General features: G+C 47.1%; 17 protein-coding genes. 12 read left to right on the plus strand and 5 right to left on the minus strand.

Annotated features, from left to right (window positions below; translation table 11 throughout):
• The first annotated feature begins 101 nt into the window (after positions 1-101).
• The 6 genes from FYJ52_RS04275 (at position 102) to FYJ52_RS04300 (ending at position 4,872) form a co-directional block, all read left to right on the plus strand.
• Entirely contained in the window at positions 102-1,058 is a 957-nt protein-coding gene (locus tag FYJ52_RS04275) for an alpha-hydroxy-acid oxidizing protein (RefSeq protein ID WP_154576025.1), read from the plus strand.
• A 77-nt stretch (positions 1,059-1,135) separates the two neighbouring features.
• Positions 1,136-1,489, plus strand: a complete 354-nt coding sequence (locus FYJ52_RS04280) for a DUF2200 domain-containing protein (RefSeq protein WP_154576026.1) — start codon at positions 1,136-1,138, stop codon at positions 1,487-1,489.
• 205 nt (positions 1,490-1,694) lie between these two features.
• The gene (locus FYJ52_RS04285; protein ID WP_154576027.1) at positions 1,695-2,429 is read left to right on the plus strand and encodes an ABC transporter ATP-binding protein; all 735 of its coding nucleotides are present in this window, start codon (positions 1,695-1,697) and stop codon (positions 2,427-2,429) included.
• The gene (locus FYJ52_RS10125; RefSeq protein ID WP_328598759.1) at positions 2,410-2,829 is read left to right on the plus strand and encodes an ABC-2 transporter permease; all 420 of its coding nucleotides are present in this window, start codon (positions 2,410-2,412) and stop codon (positions 2,827-2,829) included. The genes FYJ52_RS04285 and FYJ52_RS10125 overlap by 20 nt, the downstream gene beginning before the upstream one ends.
• A 247-nt stretch (positions 2,830-3,076) precedes the next feature.
• Positions 3,077-3,568 carry a helix-turn-helix domain-containing protein gene (locus FYJ52_RS04295; RefSeq protein ID WP_154576028.1) on the plus strand — a complete coding sequence of 164 codons (492 nt, stop codon included), beginning with the start codon at positions 3,077-3,079 and terminating at the stop codon, positions 3,566-3,568.
• A gap of 122 nt (positions 3,569-3,690) precedes the next feature.
• Positions 3,691-4,872 (plus strand): hypothetical protein, encoded by a 1,182-nt coding sequence (locus FYJ52_RS04300; protein WP_154576029.1) that lies wholly within the window; start codon positions 3,691-3,693, stop codon positions 4,870-4,872.
• Positions 4,873-4,989: 117 nt separating this feature from the next.
• Here the strand turns inward: FYJ52_RS04300 and FYJ52_RS04305 are convergent, their stop codons facing one another.
• The 5 genes from FYJ52_RS04305 to FYJ52_RS04325 all read right to left on the minus strand — a co-directional run bounded on the left by FYJ52_RS04305 (position 4,990) and on the right by FYJ52_RS04325 (position 10,120).
• On the minus strand, positions 4,990-6,537 hold the full coding sequence (locus FYJ52_RS04305) for an FGGY-family carbohydrate kinase (protein ID WP_154576030.1): 1,548 nt from the start codon (positions 6,535-6,537) through the stop codon (positions 4,990-4,992).
• 47 nt (positions 6,538-6,584) lie between these two features.
• A complete protein-coding gene (locus tag FYJ52_RS04310; RefSeq protein ID WP_154576031.1) occupies positions 6,585-7,025 on the minus strand; it encodes an RpiB/LacA/LacB family sugar-phosphate isomerase in 441 nt (146 codons plus the stop codon).
• Positions 7,026-7,339: 314 nt separating this feature from the next.
• Positions 7,340-7,894, minus strand: coding sequence for a transcription repressor NadR (locus FYJ52_RS04315; RefSeq protein WP_154576032.1), 555 nt, complete (start codon positions 7,892-7,894; stop codon positions 7,340-7,342).
• Complete coding sequence (gene nadC / locus FYJ52_RS04320) at positions 7,884-8,759, minus strand: carboxylating nicotinate-nucleotide diphosphorylase (protein ID WP_154576033.1); 876 nt, start codon at positions 8,757-8,759, stop codon at positions 7,884-7,886. Before nadC ends, FYJ52_RS04315 begins: the two co-directional genes overlap by 11 nt.
• Before the next feature lie 14 nt (positions 8,760-8,773).
• On the minus strand, positions 8,774-10,120 hold the full coding sequence (locus FYJ52_RS04325) for an L-aspartate oxidase (RefSeq protein ID WP_154576034.1): 1,347 nt from the start codon (positions 10,118-10,120) through the stop codon (positions 8,774-8,776).
• Between the two features lie 187 nt (positions 10,121-10,307).
• Between FYJ52_RS04325 and nadA the strand changes: the two genes are divergently transcribed.
• The 6 genes from nadA to FYJ52_RS04355 all read left to right on the plus strand — a co-directional run bounded on the left by nadA (position 10,308) and on the right by FYJ52_RS04355 (position 21,042).
• Entirely contained in the window at positions 10,308-11,225 is a 918-nt protein-coding gene (nadA, locus tag FYJ52_RS04330; protein WP_154576035.1) for a quinolinate synthase NadA, read from the plus strand.
• 51 nt (positions 11,226-11,276) lie between these two features.
• Entirely contained in the window at positions 11,277-12,161 is an 885-nt protein-coding gene (locus FYJ52_RS04335) for a DUF445 domain-containing protein (protein ID WP_154576036.1), read from the plus strand.
• A gap of 161 nt (positions 12,162-12,322) precedes the next feature.
• Positions 12,323-15,880, plus strand: a complete 3,558-nt coding sequence (locus FYJ52_RS04340; protein ID WP_154576037.1) for a DNA polymerase III subunit alpha — start codon at positions 12,323-12,325, stop codon at positions 15,878-15,880.
• On the plus strand, positions 15,877-16,836 hold the full coding sequence (pfkA, locus tag FYJ52_RS04345) for a 6-phosphofructokinase (RefSeq protein ID WP_154576038.1): 960 nt from the start codon (positions 15,877-15,879) through the stop codon (positions 16,834-16,836). Before FYJ52_RS04340 ends, pfkA begins: the two co-directional genes overlap by 4 nt.
• Positions 16,837-16,874: 38 nt before the next feature.
• A complete protein-coding gene (gene pyk, locus FYJ52_RS04350) occupies positions 16,875-18,641 on the plus strand; it encodes a pyruvate kinase (protein ID WP_154576039.1) in 1,767 nt (588 codons plus the stop codon).
• Positions 18,642-18,807: 166 nt separating this feature from the next.
• Positions 18,808-21,042 carry a sulfatase-like hydrolase/transferase gene (locus FYJ52_RS04355; protein ID WP_154576040.1) on the plus strand — a complete coding sequence of 745 codons (2,235 nt, stop codon included), beginning with the start codon at positions 18,808-18,810 and terminating at the stop codon, positions 21,040-21,042.
• Positions 21,043-21,142: the final 100 nt, after the last annotated feature.

Genomic DNA, 21,142 nt, shown 5'->3' on the forward strand with positions numbered 1-21,142 from the left:
TTTGAGAAAAGATTAAAGCATGACAACCTGTACAGAGGCCATCTTTCTGAGATGTTTGTTTGAATCGACAGGACAGGCACTTTATTTAGGAGGTTAAATCGATGGAAAAAGAAGCAAAATGGCCCGGACCTGAGGGACTGATTCCGGTGCTGCCCAAGGCCGCGTCGAATGCGAGCTGGCATACCAGACGGTTTTTGGATGAAATCCTCATTGAGGAGCGGATCATCGGCACGCATGTGGCGGATCTTACGATGCAGCTGTGGGGAAAGAACTTTACCTCACCGATTATGATGCCGGCATTTTCGCATCTAAACAAAGCGGGACTCGATCATCAGCCAATGGAAGAATACGCGCAGGCGGCAAAGCATCTGGGGATTGTCAACTGGGTCGGAATGGAGTCCGACGAAGATTATGCGAAAATTGCTGAAGTCGGCGCGGAAACAATCCGTATCATCAAGCCCTTTGCCGATCACGAGAAGATCAGCTCGCAGATGGCTTTTGCTGCAGCACACCGGGCGTTTGCGGTTGGCATTGATATCGACCACAGCATTGGGACAGACGGTGAGCTGGATGTGGTGGACGGCGAAAAACTTGGCACCTTGACGGCACAGGACATCGAAAAATTTGCGGCCTTCTCCCGTGAATTGGGGATGCCTTTTGTCGCGAAGGGCGTGCTCAGTACGCAGGACGCCGCCATCTGTCAGAAAGCGGGCGTGGACGCCATTGTGGTCAGCCATCATCACGGGAGACTGCCTTTTGCTGTGCCGCCGGCGATGATCCTCCCAGAGATCAAGAAGGTCTCAGGAAAAATGAAGGTTTTTGCAGACTGCTCTGTCGACGACGGAAGAGATGCCTACAAACTCATGGCCTTGGGGGCCGACGCAGTTTCTACCGGGCGCGCCATCCTACCGGGCCTTCTGAAAGACGGGACACCGGCTGTCGAGAAAAAGATCCGTCAGATGAACGCTCAACTGAAAGAGCTGATGGGATATACAGGTGTGGCGGCGCTGGACGCCTTTGACCCGACGGTGCTTTGGTATCACGGAAGACATTTTTAAGCAGACGGGGTGGTCGATGTGATTCACTTTATGCTTTCGCCGATATTGCAGGATTGAAAAGAGAATCGGAGGATTCTATGGAGAACGAAAAAGTATTTGCCATGAAATTTTCTAAAGTCTATCCGCTTCTTGTGAAGAAGGCTGAACGAAAGGGCCGGACAAAAGATGAGGTAGATGCGGTCATCTGCTGGCTTACTGGATACAGGAAAGAACAGTTAAACGAACAACTCAAAAAAGAAGTGGATTACAAGACTTTTTTTGAAAAAGCGCCGCAGATCCATCCACATTGTCATTTGATTACGGGAAGCGTGTGCGGTATCAAAGTTCAGAAAATCGAAGACCCCTTAATGCAAAAAATCCGATATCTGGATAAATTGGTCGATGAACTGGCAAAGGGAAAAGCCATTGAAAAAATTATGAGGCGGATTTAATTCAAATCATCCAAGCACATGGCAATACCGTTCATGTGGTAGAGATAGATGAATCCTTGAACGATAGAGCCGCAAAGCAAGTTTAACTGATCGCGGACGCAACCAAAGATAACGAAATGTATAGAAATCTGTCGCGTTTGGTTGGTGGAAACAGCGGCAACTTGACCTTACAATATTCATAACAATTGTATTAAAGGAGCGAATGATGGGTATTGTAGAAGTCAAAAATGTGAGTAAAATCTATCCCACTTTCCGGCTGAAAGATGTGTCGTTCTCTCTGGAAGCGGGAAAGATTACCGGATTCGTCGGTCGAAACGGGTCGGGAAAGACCACCACGATCAAAGCGATGCTAAATTTAATCCATCCGGACGACGGTAAGATTGCTTATTTTGGCATGCCGCTGGCAGGACACGAAACTGAAATCAAGCAGCGAATTGGTTACTCAATGGGAACGGTCAGCTGGTATCCGAGAGAGACGATACGGGAGATCGTTAAAGTCACCAGGACATTTTATACAAGTTGGGATGATGATGCTTACAAACGCTATGCGTCTTTATTCGGTCTGGAGGACAACAAAAAACCAATCGAATTATCAGCGGGGATGAAGGTAAAATTTAATCTGCTCCTGGCGCTTTCTCATCGGGCAGAAGTTTTGATTTTGGATGAACCGACCAGCGGATTGGATCCGTTTTCGCGCAACGAATTGCTGGGGGTGTTCCATACCTTGAAAGATCAGGGGGTGACGATTTTCTTTTCTACCCATATCATCTCGGATTTGGAGCAATGCGCAGACACCATCCTTTATATTCATGATGGTGCAATACAGGCGGACTGTTCGAAGAAGGCGTTTATGCAGGAGTATGGCCAGGCGGGTGAGACTCTTGAGACCATCTTGTTACGATTGGAAAGGTGGCGGGATCGTGAAGCGTTTTTTAAATAAAGAGATACGCTTATCCGCGCTGCCACTGACCTGGTTCTTTCTTGGGTTTGCCGCTATGACACTGCTGCCCGGGTACCCGATTCTTTGCGGTGCATTTTTTATCACGTTGGGGATTTATCAGAGTTTTCAGAACGCCAGAGAGGCCAACGACATACTCTATTCAGCGCTGCTGCCGGTGGCCAAGGGCGATGTGGTCAAAGGGAAGTTCCTATTTGTGGCGCTGATTGAGCTCTGCGGTTTTGCACTGATGGCGATCCTTACACTTTTGCGGATGACGATTTGGGCGGATGTGCTGGTTTACAGACAAAATGTACTGATGAATGCCAATTTGTTTTATCTGGGCACGGCCTTGCTGATTTTTGGTTTGTTTAATGTCATTTTGTCGGCGGCTTTTTTATAACGGCGTACAAAATTGGCAAACCTTTTGTTTATTATATCTGTGCAGCTTTCCCGACGGTGGGTGCGGCCGAAGTACTGCATCATCTTCCAGGGATGGCAGCCGTCAATGCTTTTGGGTTCGATCATTTTGTTTTGCAGCTCTCACTTCTTTTTGGCGGCGTAGTGGTCTATATGGTCATAACCTATTCATCGTATCGAAAGGCGTGCGCAGATTTTGAGAATATTGACCTTTAGTAAGGAGTATCAACATGCTGAAGGATAATCTGAGAATGCTTAGAAAATTAAAAGGCTATTCCCAAGAAAAGATCGCTGAAAAAATAGAGATCTCACGGCAAGCCTATGCAAAATGGGAAAATGGCGCGACCACACCGGACATTGAAAAGGCGGCGCAGTTAGCGGAGGTCTATGGCGTGAGTCTGGACAGTCTGATGAGAACCGAAACGGTAGACGGCATGGGTGTTGTGCCGCCTGCGCCGAAGGGCAAAGATCTCTGGGGGGTGGTGACCCTTGGCGAGCGGGGACAGATGGTTATTCCCAAAGTAGCTCGCGATCAGTTTGGACTGGAGGCTGGCGATCGACTGGTGGTGCTCAGTGATGAGACTGGTATTGCGCTGCTCTCGGCTGAGGTTTTCGAAACCAATATGCAGACATTGCTCGATAGATTGTCCGAGGAAAAAGAAGCCGCATTTTCTAAAACAAGCCAATCATTTGAGAGACAGACAGAAAAGAAAACCGATTGATACGGAAGATCATCCCCTCACATGAGGGGATTTTTTAGTTTCATTTAATAATAGGGCCGTATAATAGCGTGTGATTGAAAATAACGCAATTAAAATATTTTTAAATATAGAGGTGATTGGTTATGGGAAACACAGCCCTGACATTCGGACAATATTTGGCCTATTTGCTCAAGCCAGGAAAGCTGATCATGATGCTTGTGATGGCGGCGGTCTGTATCGCCGCGGCCATCGGCATCATCTTGGTCGCGGCACGGGTCATGTCCGGTAAGTATTCGCAAGCGACGAAGCAGACCTTTTTGATGGACGAAACGATCAGCTTGATCGAACGTTTTTACGAGCTGATTTTCTCCAGCACGTTTATTTTGATGTTTGTTGCGATTTATTTTGCCATCGATTATTTTGGTCTCGCTACGACCGATAAAACGATTTGGAGCAAATACAACGGTATTATTTTACTGTTTTTTATTTTAGGCTCTGTGATATTGAATTCCTTTGTCGACAATAAGATCATTCCCCTCAACCATATTCGTCCCGGGGAACGGGCGTCGATGCGATTACTCGGGATGATTTACATGCTGGTGATTTTTGCCTACATCAAATTTCTCTACGTTGACAGCAACTACGATAATATCATCATGTATTTCATCACCCTTGTAATCGGCCGCTTCGTTTATTTCGATGCCTCGCTGGAAAGTTTTCAGGAAGCGATGTCCGGTGTGCGGGACAACCTGCCGATTTTGCTGCTCGCCCTGATGTGCACGGCAATCATGGCGGCATTTGGCTTTAAAACCCATTATCTGCTGGAGCAGTACGGCGTTGTGTTTAACTTATTCTACGCACATATTTTTCTGTTAATCGTCATTTTCATCGTCCACCAGACGGAAATCGCCAATCACTTTGTTGAAAAAACGGCAAAGCCTGAAAATGAAGCTGGACTGAGAAAAGAAAATGGTGGCATCGCTTACCCAGGACAGGAAACCATGTGGCTCAATGCAAAAGCCATCAACGAACGGGATCGCGAAATCCGCTATCAGAAGGCGAAAGAAGCGGAACAGATGCGTCAGGAAAGACGCCGTGCGCGATTAGATGAAGCGGTTAAAAGGGCGACGCAAAATCGCCAAGTTGTATCGGAAAAACCTGTCAAACGCACGCGTTTATCCCAAAATCGGTGGGGATCATTGAATGAGAAAACAGTTAATCTAAGAGAAAAGGCCCCTCATCAGGGAACGGAAGCGAAAACAACGATGCGGAAAACACCGGAACGATACATCAGCCACCGCGACCATACGCATTCCAGACATTAGAAATGCGCTGGAAAATGTAGACAAAATAATAGATTTAAGCGCTTTATTTCAATACAAAAACCCTCCTGTGCTCTCACAGGAGGGTTAATTGTTTTCAAAACAGCTGAAGTCTGAAGTCTAAGCGTTGTGATCCACAGTCTTGTGGACGATTTCGCGCATTGCCGGCCAGGTTTCCATGTAGCGTTCCATGTAGAATTTGTATTCTTCATGTTTTTCCATGTTTGGACGGTAAGTTTTATCGACTTGAACCATGGTGTCAGCCGCTTCGCCAAAATCTTTGAATAATCCAGCGCCGACACCGGCGATAATGGCATCGCCGAGGCAGCCAGCACTCTGGTTTTCAATCGTCGTGTAGATCGGCACGCCAATGATGTCAGAATGCATCTGCAGCCAGAAATCAGAAGTGGCGATCCCGCCGCAGGCGTAAATTTCGTTAACCTGATAACCGGCCTTCTTCATGCTGACGATGCAATGGTTCGCGCCGTAGGCGACGCCTTCATACACCGCACGGGCGAGGGCAGCCGTATCGGTCCCGATGGATAATCCCCAGAACATGCCCCGGGCTTTAGAGTCTGAATACGGCGCACGGTTGCCTTGGAAGTAATCCATCATGACAACGCCGCCGGAACCGATTGGAACTTTCTTCGCTTTTTCAGTGATGAGATCGTAGATGTTCATGTCGCGGTTCACCGCTTCTTCGACCCAAGAACCCGGAACGAGGTTGTTTTTGAACCAGGTCAGGATAGCGCCGGATGCCGTCTGGCCGCCTTCAAGGAGGCTGGTGCCGTCGTACATACAGTTTGGATAAGTCCCATTGACACCATCGACGTGGAATTCTTCTTCAGATAAGCCGAGGAGGCAGGAAGAGGTCCCACCGATCAGGGTCATGCCGTTGGGACGAACCCCGCCGACACCGAACATGCAGGCGTTGCAGTCGGCAGTCCCTTCGATGACGATGGTTTTGGTCGAAAGTCCGAAAGCTTTGGCCGCTTTTTCGGATACCGGTCCGACAGGTTCGCCGACTTTCAGAATGGTCTTCGGTACTTTATCGAGAACATCGTCTAGGCCAACTGCATTGAGCAGGTCGACGGGGAAGCCGCCGTTTTTGTCGTCGTAATTCCAACGGAAAGCAGCGACAGACATGGACAGGGTTTTCTTACCGGTGAGGATCCAGTTGAGCCAGTCTTCAAATTCAAACATTGTTTTGGTCTTGGCCCAATTTTCCGGTTCGTGGCGTTTGACCCACATGTTTTTCGGAATCATCGTATCAGCGCGGAAACTTGGTTTGTAGAATTTTGTCGCATCGTATTGTTCGCGGATTTCATCGATTTCTGCGGCTTCGCCGGCAGCACGGACATCCATCCACAGAATTGGTTTGCGTACAGACCGGTCGTCTTCGCCGAGATAGACAAGGGTGTTGGTTGTCGCGTCGCAGGTGATGGCGACGATGTCTTCAGGATCGACTTGCGCTTTGTTAATGGCGTTTGGAATCGCTTCCCCCAAAGCGACCAGCCATTTTTCATCGTCTTGTTCAGCCCAGCCATTCTGCGGATAGGTGGTCGGATATTCCTGAACGTCGTACGCGCGGTTGCGCCCTTTTAAGTCGAAAATTGCGACGCGGACACTGCCGGTTCCAGCGTCAATTCCCATTAAATATTTAGCCATTACTCCTAACTCTCCTTTGTTATTTAATTATTTTGGTGATTGCTTAATTATTGTTCGTTTTCGTAGTCGACAATGCGCTGCACCTTTGCCATCGAACGGCCGTTGGTGTCGAATTCGCCGCAGGTCAAGTATTCTTTGACCATCATTTCAGCGAGTTTGATGCCAACCACTTGAGCACCCATGGTGATGATGTTGGCATTGTTCGATAATTTGGCGCGTTGTGCTTGATAGACATCGTGAATGCAGGCTGCGTAAGCGCCTTTGACCTTGTTGCAGGCGATAGATACGCCGATCCCGGTGCCGCATACGACAATACCGCGGTCAAATTCACCAGAAGCGACAGCTTCTGCACATTTGATTGCCACATTAGCGTAGATTGGATCGTCAGAACCGAAATCAGTCACTTCGTGCCCCAGACTTTTTACATAATCCATTAACTGAAGTTTAAAATCCGTGGCGTTTGGATCACAACCAAAAACAATTTTCATTATTTATTCCTCCTAAATATTCAAAATCCATATACTTTTTAATTTTTTTGATTTTATTCCTTTACATGACCTATTTTAAACTATGATAGAAATATAGACAATTTAAATTCATGATTTTTTACAGAATTTCAATATAACTGTACAAATTCAACCCTTTACATTGATTTACACTCTTTTTACGGACAAATGCTCAGCGAATGGCGCAAAAAATTAAGATAGATTTTAAGAAATCATTTCTGAGACTGAAAATTAGTCGGAACTGTATGGCAACCACGATCCTGATAAGCATTAAAGTCAGTTAGATTTTTAGAAGGTTATGGCGTATCTGGATTCGCCCAAAAATCGACAGGCTCGTAATCTTGAAGTTTAGCTAAAAAGCCCTTTTCGTCCAGAGCTTTTAAAATGAGATCCAGAATCTCTTTTGAGTCAGCGGAAACGGTGTGATAATGATAGCCGGAAGTTGTATTTTTCAAAAGTGTCGACGAGCCGTTAGAGATGCGCTCAAGATAAAGCTGAATATCGCGGCGAGAGCGGATATTGAGATCGGCGCGGAGAATGCCGTAGACGCGGTGGTAGACAAATACATCCTCGACGCGCCCGCCCAGATCCACAATGGCGTTGAGCTCTTCTTCAGTCTGCTCGTCAGAGTGACGGACTTTGTAGACTCGGGAGTAGGCTCCGCTGCTCTGAATGGCGTAACCCTTTGTGGTTGAGAGGATGGGTGTACCACCTTTGCGCATCAGCGCGATGTCTTGAACGATGACTTGACGGCTCACAGATAAGCGTTTGGCCAATGCAGATCCTGAAATGGGACGATCACTGCCTTGGAGCAGGCGGAAGATTTCCTTTCGGCGGGCATCACCTTTCATGGCCGCCTCCATCTGCCGGTTTTAAGTGCTTGAGGGAGATATCGAGAATCGGCGACGAGTGAGTGAGGGCGCCGCTGGAGATAAAGTCGACCGCTAAATCCTTGAATTGGTCGATTTTTTCAGCCGTGACGTTCCCGGAGATTTCAACTTCAGCGCGATGATCGATGATTTCAATCGCCTGTGCCATGGTGTCGTGGTCCATATTGTCGAGCATGATGATATCGGCGCCAGCCTCGACCGCTTCTTTAACCATATCGAGATTTTCGACTTCGACTTCAATTTTACGCACGAAAGACGCGTACTCGCGCGCCATTGCAATGGCATCAGCAACAGAGCCCGCGGCATCGATATGATTGTCCTTGAGCATGACGCAGTCGGACAGGCTGGTGCGGTGATTTTGCCCGCCGCCGGTACGCACAGCATATTTTTCAAAAATACGGTTGTTTGGCGTCGTCTTGCGGGTGTCGAGCAGCGTGATCGAGGTGCCTTCGAGAAGGGAAGCCATGCGGTGTGCGTTTGTGGCGATGCCGCTCATGCGCTGCAGATAATTGAGGGCGACCCGTTCGCCGGAGAGCAGTACGCGGATGTCGCCGTAAACAATGCCGAGAAGGTCACCGTTTTTCACAAAATCGCCGTCCTGCGCTTTGAAATCGATGGTCGTTTTCGGATCGAGCAGGGTAAAAACGCGTTCAAAGATCTGTAGGCCGCAGATAATGCCGTCTTCTTTCGAGATGAGCTGAACGCTGCCCTGGATGGCGTCGGGCATGACGGCGTTGGTGGAGATATCCTCCTCTGGGATGTCTTCCTCTAAAGCCGATAACAGCAAAGGGTCGATATTGAGTTTTAAAGTAATGGGATTAAACATGATGGGTATACTCCTTATTGATGATTAAATGCGAAGGTTTCGTGGGCATCGCGGTCGCCGCGTTCGTCACGCTGTGCCTGAATCGCGTTTTTGACAAGTTGATGATAATTTTTTTCGATTTGTTTAACATTGGTGTAGCGGTCCAGAGGGACGGCCTGAATCAGGGCGTCAAGTGTTTCGTCATCTGGAAGAACCGGGCCATTTCTCTCGATATCTCGAGCGGCGCGTTTGGCAAAGACCAGGGATTCGAGCAGAGAATTGCTCGCCAGCCGGTTTTTGCCGTGGACGCCATTGCAGGCGGTTTCGCCGACGGCGTAGAGATTGGCCATTGAAGTCTTGCTCTCGTAATTGACGGCGATACCTCCCATAAAATAATGCTGCGCCGGCACGATTGGAATGCATTCTGTTTCAGGATTGTAGCCTTTTTCTTCACAGTGTTTGAGTATGTTTGGGAAATGACTTTCCAATTCTTTTTTGGGGATCGTCTGGAGGTCTTCCCAAATGTGTTGGGTGTGATCTTCCTCCATTTTTTTGTAAATGGCCTTGGAAAGGACGTCTCTTGGCAGCAGTTCATAGACAAAGCGCTGCATGTCCTTGCCGTAAAGTTTTGCGCCTTCGCCGCGAACTGATTCTGAAATGAGGAAAGATCGTTTGGTCGTGTCCGGATCGTAAAATGTCGTCGGATGAATCTGAATGTAGTCAATATTTTTCAAATTAATGTGGTGGCGCAGCGCAATAGCTAGGCTGTCGCCGGTCAGGTGACGGTAATTTGTTGAATGTTGAAACAAACCGCCAACACCGCCAGTGGCCAGAATGGTCGTTTTGGCCTGAATGATATCGATATGGCCATCCGCCTTCTGGACAACACCGCCGTAACAGATATTGTTCGTTTCGATAATATCGATCAACGTCGTGTATTCGTGAAACGTGATGTTTGGCTTAGCTTTTGCAGCCGCCAGCAGATGACGTGTGATTTCTTTACCAGTGATATCTTCATGAAAGAGAATGCGGTGATGAGAGTGGGCGCCTTCCCGCGTAAAGAGAAATTGTCCGTTTTCGTCTCGCGCAAAGTCGACGCCAATATCAATCAAATCGCGAATGACATCTTGGGAGGAGCGGATCATGATCTCGACGGATTTTTTATCATTTTCGTAATGCCCGGCTTTCAGGGTATCTTCGAAATAACTGTCGTAATCGTCGTCGTCTCTCAGCATGCAAATGCCGCCCTGAGCGAGAAAAGAATCATTGCTCTCCAGATCGGATTTGGAAATAACGGTGATCTGTTGATCGTCAGGCAGGTTCAGTGCGGCATAAAGCCCTGAGCATCCGCTGCCCACAATGAGAATGTCTGTTTTTTTCATTTTGTTTAGTTGATTTCCTTGATTTTTTTGAAAATTTCAAATTGTTAAAAATTATAACACAGCTTCTCGAAGCTGACAAGACAGCTGTCGAATAAAAATTAACAAGACAATTGACAATGAAAAGAGACTGTGGGTATAATAAGACATTCAATTCAAGCGACATGAAACATTAAAGGGGGAGCTTATTTTGAACATTCAAGAACTTCAAGAAAAGATCGTTCAGCTTAAAAAAGAAAAGGATGTGTGCATTCTGGCACACGCTTATCAGAGTCAAGATATTTGGGAGGTCGCCGATTATGTGGGCGATTCTTACGGTTTGGCCCTTCAGGCGGCGAAGGATGCACACCAAAACATCGTGATGTGTGGGGTTCGCTTTATGGCTGAAACCTGTAAGGTCTTGTCACCGGAAAAAAATGTGGTGTTAGCCAATTCTCTGGCAGCTTGCCCGATGGCGGCACAGATGAATCGAGAAGATTTAATTAAATTAAAACAGCAATATCCGGATTATAAAGTGGTCGCCTATATCAATACGACGGCCGATTTTAAGCGGGAAGTGGATATGATTGTCACGTCTTCTTCCGCGGTAAAGATCATCAAAAAAATGGATGCGGACAAGATTTTATTCGTGCCGGATTGTCACTTGGGCACTTGGGTGGCGAAACAGGTGCCGGAAAAAACCTTTAAATTTTTTAACGGCGGATGCCCGACCCATTGCAGAATGACGGCAGAAGATGTCAAGCGGGCGAGAACGGAACATCCAGATGCTGAAATTCTGGTTCACCCGGAATGTCTGTCCGAAGTTTCGGAACAGGCGGATTACGTCGGCAGCACGACGGGCATCATGAAGTACGCGGCGGACAGCAGCAGCAGAGAATTTGTCATTGGGACGGAAAATAGTATCGTGCAGCACCTGCAGTTTGCCCACCCAGAAAAACGTTTCTATCCGCTTTCTAAAATGTGTGTGTGCATGAACATGAAAGCGACAACGTTGATGGATGTCTATCACAGCGTCAACGGTGACGGCGGTGAACAGATTGAACTGCCTGAACAGACCATTGAGGAATCCCGGGCGGCGATCGACCGTATGGTGGCATTTGGTCAATAAAACTTGATTTCTGTGTTATAATGTTTCTGATTCTTTTATTTTGGAGGCGTTATGCATATATTAAAAATCATTTCAGGCCCGCTCATCGGTGCGCTGATTGGTTATTTTACAAATTACATTGCGGTTAAAATGCTGTTTTTCCCTAAAAAAGAAGTGCGGATTTTCGGTAAACGCCTGCCGTTTACGCCGGGAGCCATCCCGAAGGGGAGAAAACGCCTGGCTAAAAAGGCGGGTAGTGTCATTGCGAACCAATTGATTACGAAAGAAGCCATTGTCAGCCGAATGACGGAGCCGGAATTTGAAAATGCGATGGTCAATCGAATAGCATCTCTGTTTACACAATCGATTGAGAAAATGGTTGCCAATGCAGGATATTCAGAAGCGAAAACGGCGCAGATGAAAGAAAAAATGACTGTGTCGATGACCGCATCGATTGCCGATTCAATTAAGGATATTGATTTCGAACAGCTGGTCCGCGATAAGGGGATTGTTATGATCAAGCAGAAGCTGGCCGGTAGTTTGATCGGCGCCTTTGTGACGGACGGTATGCTGAATAATTTCGTCGAACCCATCGCCGCTTCTTTAAGGGACTATGTTGAAACAGATGGGCGCGATCTGGTGCAGGAACAGGTGGCCATCAAGGTTGAGCATTTGTTCAGCCATTCACCGGAGTCGCTTCTCAAGCGCGTCGACATTGAGCACGAACAGATTCAGCGCGTCATAAAAAACAAATATCGGACTTTGGCTGAAGAAGGGGTCGAACGGATTCTCAATAGAATCAACGTTTCAGATATCGTGGCTGACGCGATCGATGCCATGAGTATCGATGAGCTCGAAGAAATGGTCTTGTCTGTTATGAAAAAAGAATTTGATATGATCATCAATTTAGGGGCCTTCATTGGTTTTGTACTGGGACTGTTAAATTTAGTCATATAGAAATGATTCATAAGCATTGCGTGAGCAGTGCTTTTTTTAATGGCTCAGCTGGGAACTATTTTGTCCAAACGGGCCAAATGCTTGAAAGCTTAATAGAATATGCTATAATAAAAAAATATATTTGATTTGGAAAAAGAGGCACAAAATTTAGGAGATGCGTAATGAAGTCCCCATTCGTACATTTACATCTGCACACTGAATACAGTCTGCTCGACGGATTCGGCCGGGTCAATGACTACGTTCAATCTGCAAAAAAAATGGGGATGGATGCGATTGCACTGACCGATCACGGTGTTTTATTTGGTGCCATTGAATTTTACAAAGCCTGTCAGTCCGCTGGCATTAAGCCGATTATTGGATGTGAGGTTTACATTGCGCCACGGGGACTTGCACAGAAATCAGGGCGGATCGACAGCCAGGCCAGTCATCTTATTTTACTAGCGGAATCCAACACGGGTTATCGCAATTTATCAAAGATTGTTTCCAAGGGTTACATCGACGGGTTTTATTACAAACCCCGCGTAGATCATCAAGTCCTCAAGCAGTATCACGAGGGCATTATCTGTCTGTCCGCCTGCATTTCTGGAGAAATTCCAAAGGCCATTTTGGGTGGACAGGAAGACAAAGCGCTGGCTTTGGTCCGGGAATATCAGTCCATTTTCGGGGAGGATCATTTTTATTTAGAGGTGCAGGATCACGGCCTCATCGAGGAGGCGAAGGTCAGAGACGCGCTCTACCGATTTTCCAAACAATACAACGTGCCGCTCGCGGCGACCAATGACTGTCATTACGTCAACCAATCGGATTATAAGGCTCACGATGTGCTGCTCTGCATTGGAACGGGTGCGACGGTTGATGAAGAAAACCGGATGCGCTATCCCAACGACCAGTTTTATTTTAAATCGCCGGATGAGATGGCTGCGTTATTTCCAGATCACCCTGAAGCCCTTGAAAACACAGTCAAAATTGCTGAACGCTGTGACGTAACCTTTGATATGGAAAACGCGCATCTTCCGCAATTTGAACTTCCGGAAGGATTTGAGAGCGCCGGTGCCTACCTCAGGCATTTGTGTGAAACGGGATTGGCCAAGCGCTACGATCCTGTGACACCTGAGATTCAGGAACGTATGGCGTACGAGCTTGCGACGATCCACGAGATGGGATTCGATAATTATTTTTTGGTGGTGTGGGATTTTATTCACTACGCAAAAACCCACGGCATTCCGGTGGGGCCAGGCCGCGGGTCGGCTGCAGGGTCGCTGGTGGCTTACGCCCTCGATATTACGACCCTCGATCCCCTCAAGTACAATTTGATTTTTGAACGCTTCTTGAATCCGGAACGGGTGACCATGCCGGATATTGACTGCGATTTCTGTTACGAAAGACGGCAGGAGGTCATCGACTACGTCATTCGTAAATACGGCAAAGACCGCGTCGCGCAGATCATTACCTTTGGTACGATGGCGGCTCGAGGAGCGGTCCGCGACGTAGGCCGAGTTCTCGGCATGCCTTATTCAGATGTCGATAAAGTCGCAAAGGAAATTCCCATGCGGCCGGGACAGAATGTGACCATTGAGGAGGCTTTAAAGGAAAATCCAGACCTTCGAAAAATGGCGGACGAAGACGTCAACGTCCGCGAACTGCTCCAGATGTCTGAGCAAATTGAAGGGCTGGCGCGCCACGCCTCGACCCACGCGGCAGGTGTTGTCATCGCAGATGCGCCGTTAACTGAATACGTACCGCTGTACCGCAACGGCGACGCGATCACGACGCAGTACACGATGAACCTGTTGGAAGATTTGGGACTCATCAAAATGGATTTTCTGGGGCTGCGCACTTTGACCGTCATTCACGACGCCCTGAACAACATTAAACAAACGCGCGGGCTCGACATCGATATCAATCAAATCGACATGGAGGATCCGAAGGTTTATCAGTTGATTGCGTCAGGGGACGATCTGGGCATCTTCCAGCTCGAAAGCCGCGGCATGATGTCTTTCATGCGTGAGTTAAACCCACAGCATTTCGAAGATATCGTCGCAGGTATCTCATTGTATCGTCCGGGGCCCATGGATCAGATTCCGAGGTACATTGCCAACAAAAAGGATCCGGCACACATTACCTATTTAACGCCGGAGTTAAAACCGATTTTGGACGTGACTTACGGCTGTATGGTTTATCAAGAGCAGGTCATGCAGATCTTTCGCGATTTGGCTGGCTTTTCGATGGGACGAAGCGATTTGGTACGTCGCGCGATGTCTAAAAAGAAAAGCGATGTCATGGACGCTGAAGGCGAAGTGTTCATCCATGGAGAAAAAGACGCGGATGGCAACGTGACCGTGCCAGGTGCGGTGGCGAAAGGGATTCCAGAAAATGTTGCCCGGCAGATTTACGAGGAAATGAAGGATTTCGCAAAATACGCCTTCAATAAATCCCATGCGGCGGCCTATGCCGTCGTTGCATATCAGACGGCGTGGTTGAAATGCTATTATCCAGCGGAATTTATGGCGGCATTGATGTCGTCGGTCATGGATAATGAAAAGAAGATTGCGCAGTATATTGACAATTGTAAAAAGCATCGTATAATCATCAAGGCCCCCGACGTCAATGAGAGTCAGTACAAGTTTTCTGTTGGTTTTGACGACCAGAAAAAGGCCTATATTCGTATTGGATTTGGGGCAATCAAAGGTTTGGGACAGCATCCGGCTGATGAAATTGTAAAGGCGAGAGAAAAAATCGGCGCCTTCAAGACGATGACGGACTTTTTTGAACGGGTGGATCTCCGCCTGGTAACAAAAAAAGTGGTGCTTAATTTGATTTTGGCTGGCGGATTTGATTTTCTAGGGTATGAGCGCTCGCAAATGGTCATGGGTTTTCCCAATATGATCAATCGGGTCGCCGATGAAAAAAGGACGCGTCTGTCAGGACAGGTGTCTCTTTTGGATATGGGCGAACTGGACGATTACAAGGGGGACCGTTTCCCCAGCACGGAACCTTTTACCAAAGAAGAAAAGCTTGTTCACGAAAAAGAGGTGCTCGGTCTCTACGTATCCGGGCATCCGCTGGAGCATTACACCGGGGTGTTGGCCAGCGAGACCAATTTAAACGCGAGCATGATGGACAGCTATGAAGATTTAGTCGAAAGCGGTATAAAAGACGGCGGCAAGGTTTGCGTCGGCGGGATGGTCGACGGAGTCAAGATTCAGCTGACGAAAAATAACGATCAGATGGCGTTTCTTTCGCTGGAAGATCTATTTGGCCATATAGAAATTGTGGTTTTCCCGAGAACTTTCAATCAATTTAGATCACGGCTGCACGACGGTGAAGCGGTTTTGGTCCGCGGGAGAATCAATTACAACGAAGAAATGAATGTCTCGATCATTGCCGATCAGATCGAAAAATTAGATCAGGTCCGCAGGGGTCAGCAACCTAAAAATGACCTAAATTTTACAATTCATGAGGAAAAGACAAGGTATAATAAAAAAAGTGCACCACGTGGAAAATTGGTGCTGGCTTTTCACGATTACAGCGAAAAAGGAAAATTAAACCGAATTAAACCGTTGCTTAAAGCATCTCCAGGTGATACGCCGGTTTTGATTCAATTTGAAAGGGAACAGAAGAAATTCGGCGCCTCTCGATCTTTGTGGGTCACTGCGGATTCGGATTTAATAAAACAATTGAAAGGAATCCTCGGCGAGGATAAGGTGAGTATAAGATGAAGCGAATTGGACTTTTAACAAGCGGCGGCGATGCGCCGGGAATGAATGCAGCTATTCGCGCTGTTGTGCGGACAGCTGTTTATCATGGTTATGAAGTGTACGGTGTGAATCGGGGCTACGCAGGGCTTTTGGAACAGGATTTTTATCCGATGAACAGCCGTTCTGTTGCGAATATCATTGACCACGGCGGCACCATTTTGCAAACGTCGCGTTCCGACTTTTTTCCAACCAACGCAGGACTTCATCGCGCAGCGGAAATTCTCAAGGAATATGAAATTGACGTGCTGGTCGTGATTGGCGGCGACGGCAGTTTGACCGGCGCACTGAAACTTCAGGAGCTCGGCGTTAAAATTGTTGGGATTCCGGGCACCATTGACAATGATTTTGGCGCCAGTGATTACACCATTGGTTTTGACACGGCAGTTTCGACGGCGATTGAAGCGATCAGCAAAATCCGTGACACCACATTTTCTCACAATCGAATTAATGTGGTTCAGGTTATGGGAAGACGATGCGGTGATATCGCGATGTACGCCGGCCTGGCCTGCGGCGCTAAGGGAATGATCATCCCGGAAAAGGACGTGCCGCTTGAAACCATTTGCGGCCGATTGGTTGAAGGGCGCGATCGCGGAAAAATGCACAGCATTATCATGCTGGCTGAAGGCTGCGGAGGTTATCGCGATTACTGCAAAAAGATTCAGGAACTGACGAAGGTCGAAACCAAGGGCACCAACCTGGGATATATCCAGCGCGGCGGCTCTCCGAGCCATTTCGACCGCAATTTGGCGAGCAACATGGGCTACATGGCAGTTGAAGAAATTGCAAAGGGACATACCGGGATTGTCATTGTCGTTCGAAACGGCAAGTATGAAGCGGTTGATCTCGAAGAAGCGCTCAACACGCCGAAAGTCTTTGATGAAGAGATGTATGAAATGATTCAGATTTTGTCGATATAAGTCGGCGTTAAATTAAAAAAAGGAGGCCAAAAGATAGCATGCCAAATCCAGAAGTATTAAAGAAAACGAAAATGATCTGCACGTTGGGACCTGCGACGGACCGTCCAGGCGTCCTGGAACAATTGATCACACACGGGATGAACGTCGCTCGACTGAACTTTTCCCACGGCTCTCACGAGGAACACGCGAAGCGCATCGCGCGCCTCAAAAAGGCGAGAAAAGATTCGGGCATTGCGATCGCCATCATGCTCGACACAAAGGGGCCGGAAATCAGAACAGGTGTTCTGAAGGATGACAAGGTTACTTTGAACCAGGGCGATCACATCGCGCTGACGACCGAAGACATCGAAGGCGATGCTGGCCGGGTATCTGTGAGCTACAAGGATCTGCCGAGAGATCTGAAAGAAGGGGACCGGATTTTAATTGATGACGGGTTGATTGAGCTGACCGTTGAAAACATCACAGGGGAAGACATTAATTGTGTGGTTGACAACGGCGGAACTTTGGGAAGCCGCAAGAGCATTAATATTCCAGGGGTTTCGATCAATCTTCCAGGATTGACCAAAAAAGACGAAGAAGACTTGATCTTCGGTGTCAAACATGGGATCGATTATGTTTCAGCTTCGTTTATCCGCAAGGCGCAGGACGTTATTGCTATCCGTAAGGTGCTCAACAATGCCGGCGGTGAACACGTTAAAATCATCTCCAAGATTGAAAGCCGCGAAGGGGTTGAAAACATCCACCGTATCATCACTGTATCTGACGGTATCATGGTTGCACGCGGCGATTTAGGGGTTGAAATCCCGGCAGAAGACGTGCCAATTGTTCAGAAAAATATTATTCACCGCTGTAATATTGTCGGTAAACCGGTTATTACAGCGACGCAGATGCTTGATTCCATGATCCGCAACCCGCGGCCGACCCGAGCGGAAGTCGGAGATGTAGCTAACGCCGTTTTCGACGGTACGGATGCCGTCATGCTTTCAGGAGAAACAGCTGCAGGCGATTATCCGGTTGAAGCCTGCAAAACCATGGCACGAATTGTCTTAAAAACAGAAAATTCTCCGCAGTATAAGCATCGCGACCACGTGCCTCACGGTGAAATGACGATTACCAACGGGGTCTGCTCGGCGGTGGTCAATATTGTCGAATCTTTGGGCGTTAAAGCAATCATCGCGCCGACCACCAGCGGCTACACACCGCGAATGCTGTCAAAATATCGTCCGAACTGTTTGATTTTTGCAGTTTCTGACAATATGAGAACGGTTCGCAGATGCTGCATGCAATGGGGTGCATATTGTTTGTACGTGCCTAGAATGACAGAACTGGATGATCTGGTCAATGACGTCAACCGCATCCTTGAAACCATGAATGTTGTCAAGACTGGCGATCTGGTCGTGGCAGCGGCGGGTCTTCCGTTCGGAATTCAGGGTAATACCAATACCATTCGTGTCAGAACGGTCGGCAATGCGGTCCTTTCCGGTATTGGGATTGGCGACAAGTTGGTGACGGGCTTTGCAAAATTTGTCACACCGGATACGCTTGATGAATTTGACGAAGGTGATATTGTCGTGACGCGTGTGATCACGCCGGGGATTTACGGTGCGATTGAAAAAGCGGCTGCGGTCGTGACGTCCGAAGTTGGTGAAAATTCAGAAGCTGATCACGTTGCGCGAGATTATCAAATTCCAGTGATCAAAGGGGTACAGAAGGCGACAGAAGTCATTACGGAAGGGAAGTTAATTACGGTAGATCCGCTGAACGGGATGATTTATCAAGGCGCGGTTCGTAACCGGAAATTGTAACGCAACACTTTAGTTAACCTTTAGGGAAAAAGACACTTTATTTAAATACATTTTACATTTCAAAATAAAAAGGGTAGACTATACTATATTTTGTTAGTTGTGCCCTTTTTTTAATGGGCTATTTAGAAAATAAAAGGTATATTATGTCTGAGTATGGAGGTTTGGCATGGAAGAGCAAGACCAGATTCAGGATCAGGAAGATGTAAAACAACATCGAGAAAAGCGAAAGCGAAAAACACTGAAGGCGTTAAAAGCGAATCGTAAGGTCACATTGGAACTACCAGTTGAGACCAGTATTCTTCGGTTGATTTTAGCTGTCGTGTATTGCGCGGCCGGATTGATTTTGATGGCGGTTTTCGGCCAGTTTGAACAGACGCAGATTCCTTCACAGTATTGGGGAACGACGACGGTGGCGATTCTGATCACGGCACTTTTTATTGCGGTTACTTTTAAATTTGAAGGTGAAGCGAATCGGAATTGGCGTATCATTTTAGGGATGCTGATATTTTTCCTTATTATTGCCATGCACCAGACCACCTGTGGCATGCCGGTCTGGACGAGCAGCCGATTTGATCCGCTGGGAATCGCTCAATTTGGGATGGCCGTCTTAATCATCGGTGCGCTGGTGCTGCTTTTTTTTGCGATCACGAACCGACTGCGTTTGAGCATACGCATTGTCATGTTTGCGCTCTTCATTTTGTCTTGTGTGAATTTTTTCCTATTGAAATTCAGAGGGGATCCTTTCTTTTTTGGTGACCTCATGACGGCCAATACGGGTCTTGAAGTCGCAAAGAATTATTCCATCGGCATATCCGGAACCATTATTGCCGGCATTTATATGGCGATTGCGGCTTACGCCGTCAGTTCGAATGTCAAAACAAAATATTTTGCTGACGATAAAAACAAAAGCAGAAGAGCGCGGCTGGGCGCACTGGGCGTCACAGCTGCGATTGCTGCACTGATCGCCGTTTTACCCCTCGAAGATGTGTACGATTCGTGGTCACCGTCAAACAATCAGTACATTACAGCTTTTACGACCAATGCCAAATTGCTTCATATTAAAAAACCCTCAGGCTATTCGGCAACAGTTGCGAGAAATATTGTGAAGAATGGCAGCAAAAAGGCCAGTGCAGAAGTGAAAAAAACTACGGCGGCGGGAAAAAAGGCAACAGAAGCTGTGGCTAGTGGAAAGAAGCCGACGATCATCGCAGTGATGAACGAAAGTTTTTCTGATTTGTCCGTCATGGGGAATTTTCAAACAAATGAGGACTACATGCCCTTCTTTAGAAGCCTGAAAAAAAACACTGTACGAGGGAATCTGTACGTCGATGTATACGGCGCAGGAACCTGCAATACAGAATATTCATTTTTAACTGGCAATTCCACTGCTTTCGTTCCAGAAAACACCCGCCCTTACCAGATGTATGTTAAACCGAAAACGCCGAGTTTGGCCAAAAATTTAAGGGCGCAGGGATACGAAACCTATGCTATGCACCCAGGAAAATCGTCAGCGTGGAAGCGCAATAAGGTTTACCCGTATCTCGGCTTTGAACATACGTATTTTTATGAAGATGCTTTCAGCAATGCGGCGCTTACCCGAAACAACTATGTCAGTGATCGGGCCACTTATCAGAAAATTATCGACTTGTACAAAAAAAGAGGCAACAAACCGCAGTTTATTTTTGATGTCACCATTGCCAATCATGGCGGATACAATGTAGGCACGAACGGGATGGAACAAGTGAAAATCACCAGCATGCCGAATCAGAAAAGCGGCGTGGATCATACAGATGCTGAAGAATATTTGACGCTGATTAAAGAAAGTGACACAGCGCTGAAAGAAATGATTAATTATTTCAAATCGCAGGATGAACCAGTCGCAGTAGTTTTCTTTGGGGATCATCAGCCGAGACTAGATAACTCTTTTTACGAAGACCTCAAAGGCAAAAGTCTCAGCAATTGGTCCAACGAAGAACTTCAGCAGCGCTACATCACGCCTTATATCATCTGGACCAATTACGATATCGATTCCCAGAGTAATAAAAATTTATCGGTCAATTACCTACAGACGACCCTACTTCAGACTTTGGGACTGAAGACAACAGCTTACGACCAATACGAACAGTCCATGTACGACAAAATGCCGGTATTAAATTACAAAGGGGCAATTACCTCTGACGGTGACTATCTGACGTTAGACGATGCGGAAAAATACAACATACAAGTTCAGAACTACCAAAAGGTTCTGTACAATAACATGTTTGACAAAGATCACCCTAACCGTTCGCTCTATTTGCTCAAAAATGCACCAGATGGCAAGACCGATGAAGAACTCAGATCTTATTTGGAAAACTATCAAAAAAGATACGGAAATAATGCGATTATGAATGTGGTAAACTAAGTATTTCCCCTGACTGCTATGATTTGAAGGATTAGCAGTTAGGGGTTGTTTTTTAGGGAGAAGATTGATTTTTTGACGTGCATATCATAAAATATAAACG

Origin of the sequence: Pseudoramibacter porci (assembly GCF_009696145.1) — a bacterium.
Lineage (GTDB): Bacteria > Bacillota > Clostridia > Eubacteriales > Eubacteriaceae > Pseudoramibacter > Pseudoramibacter porci.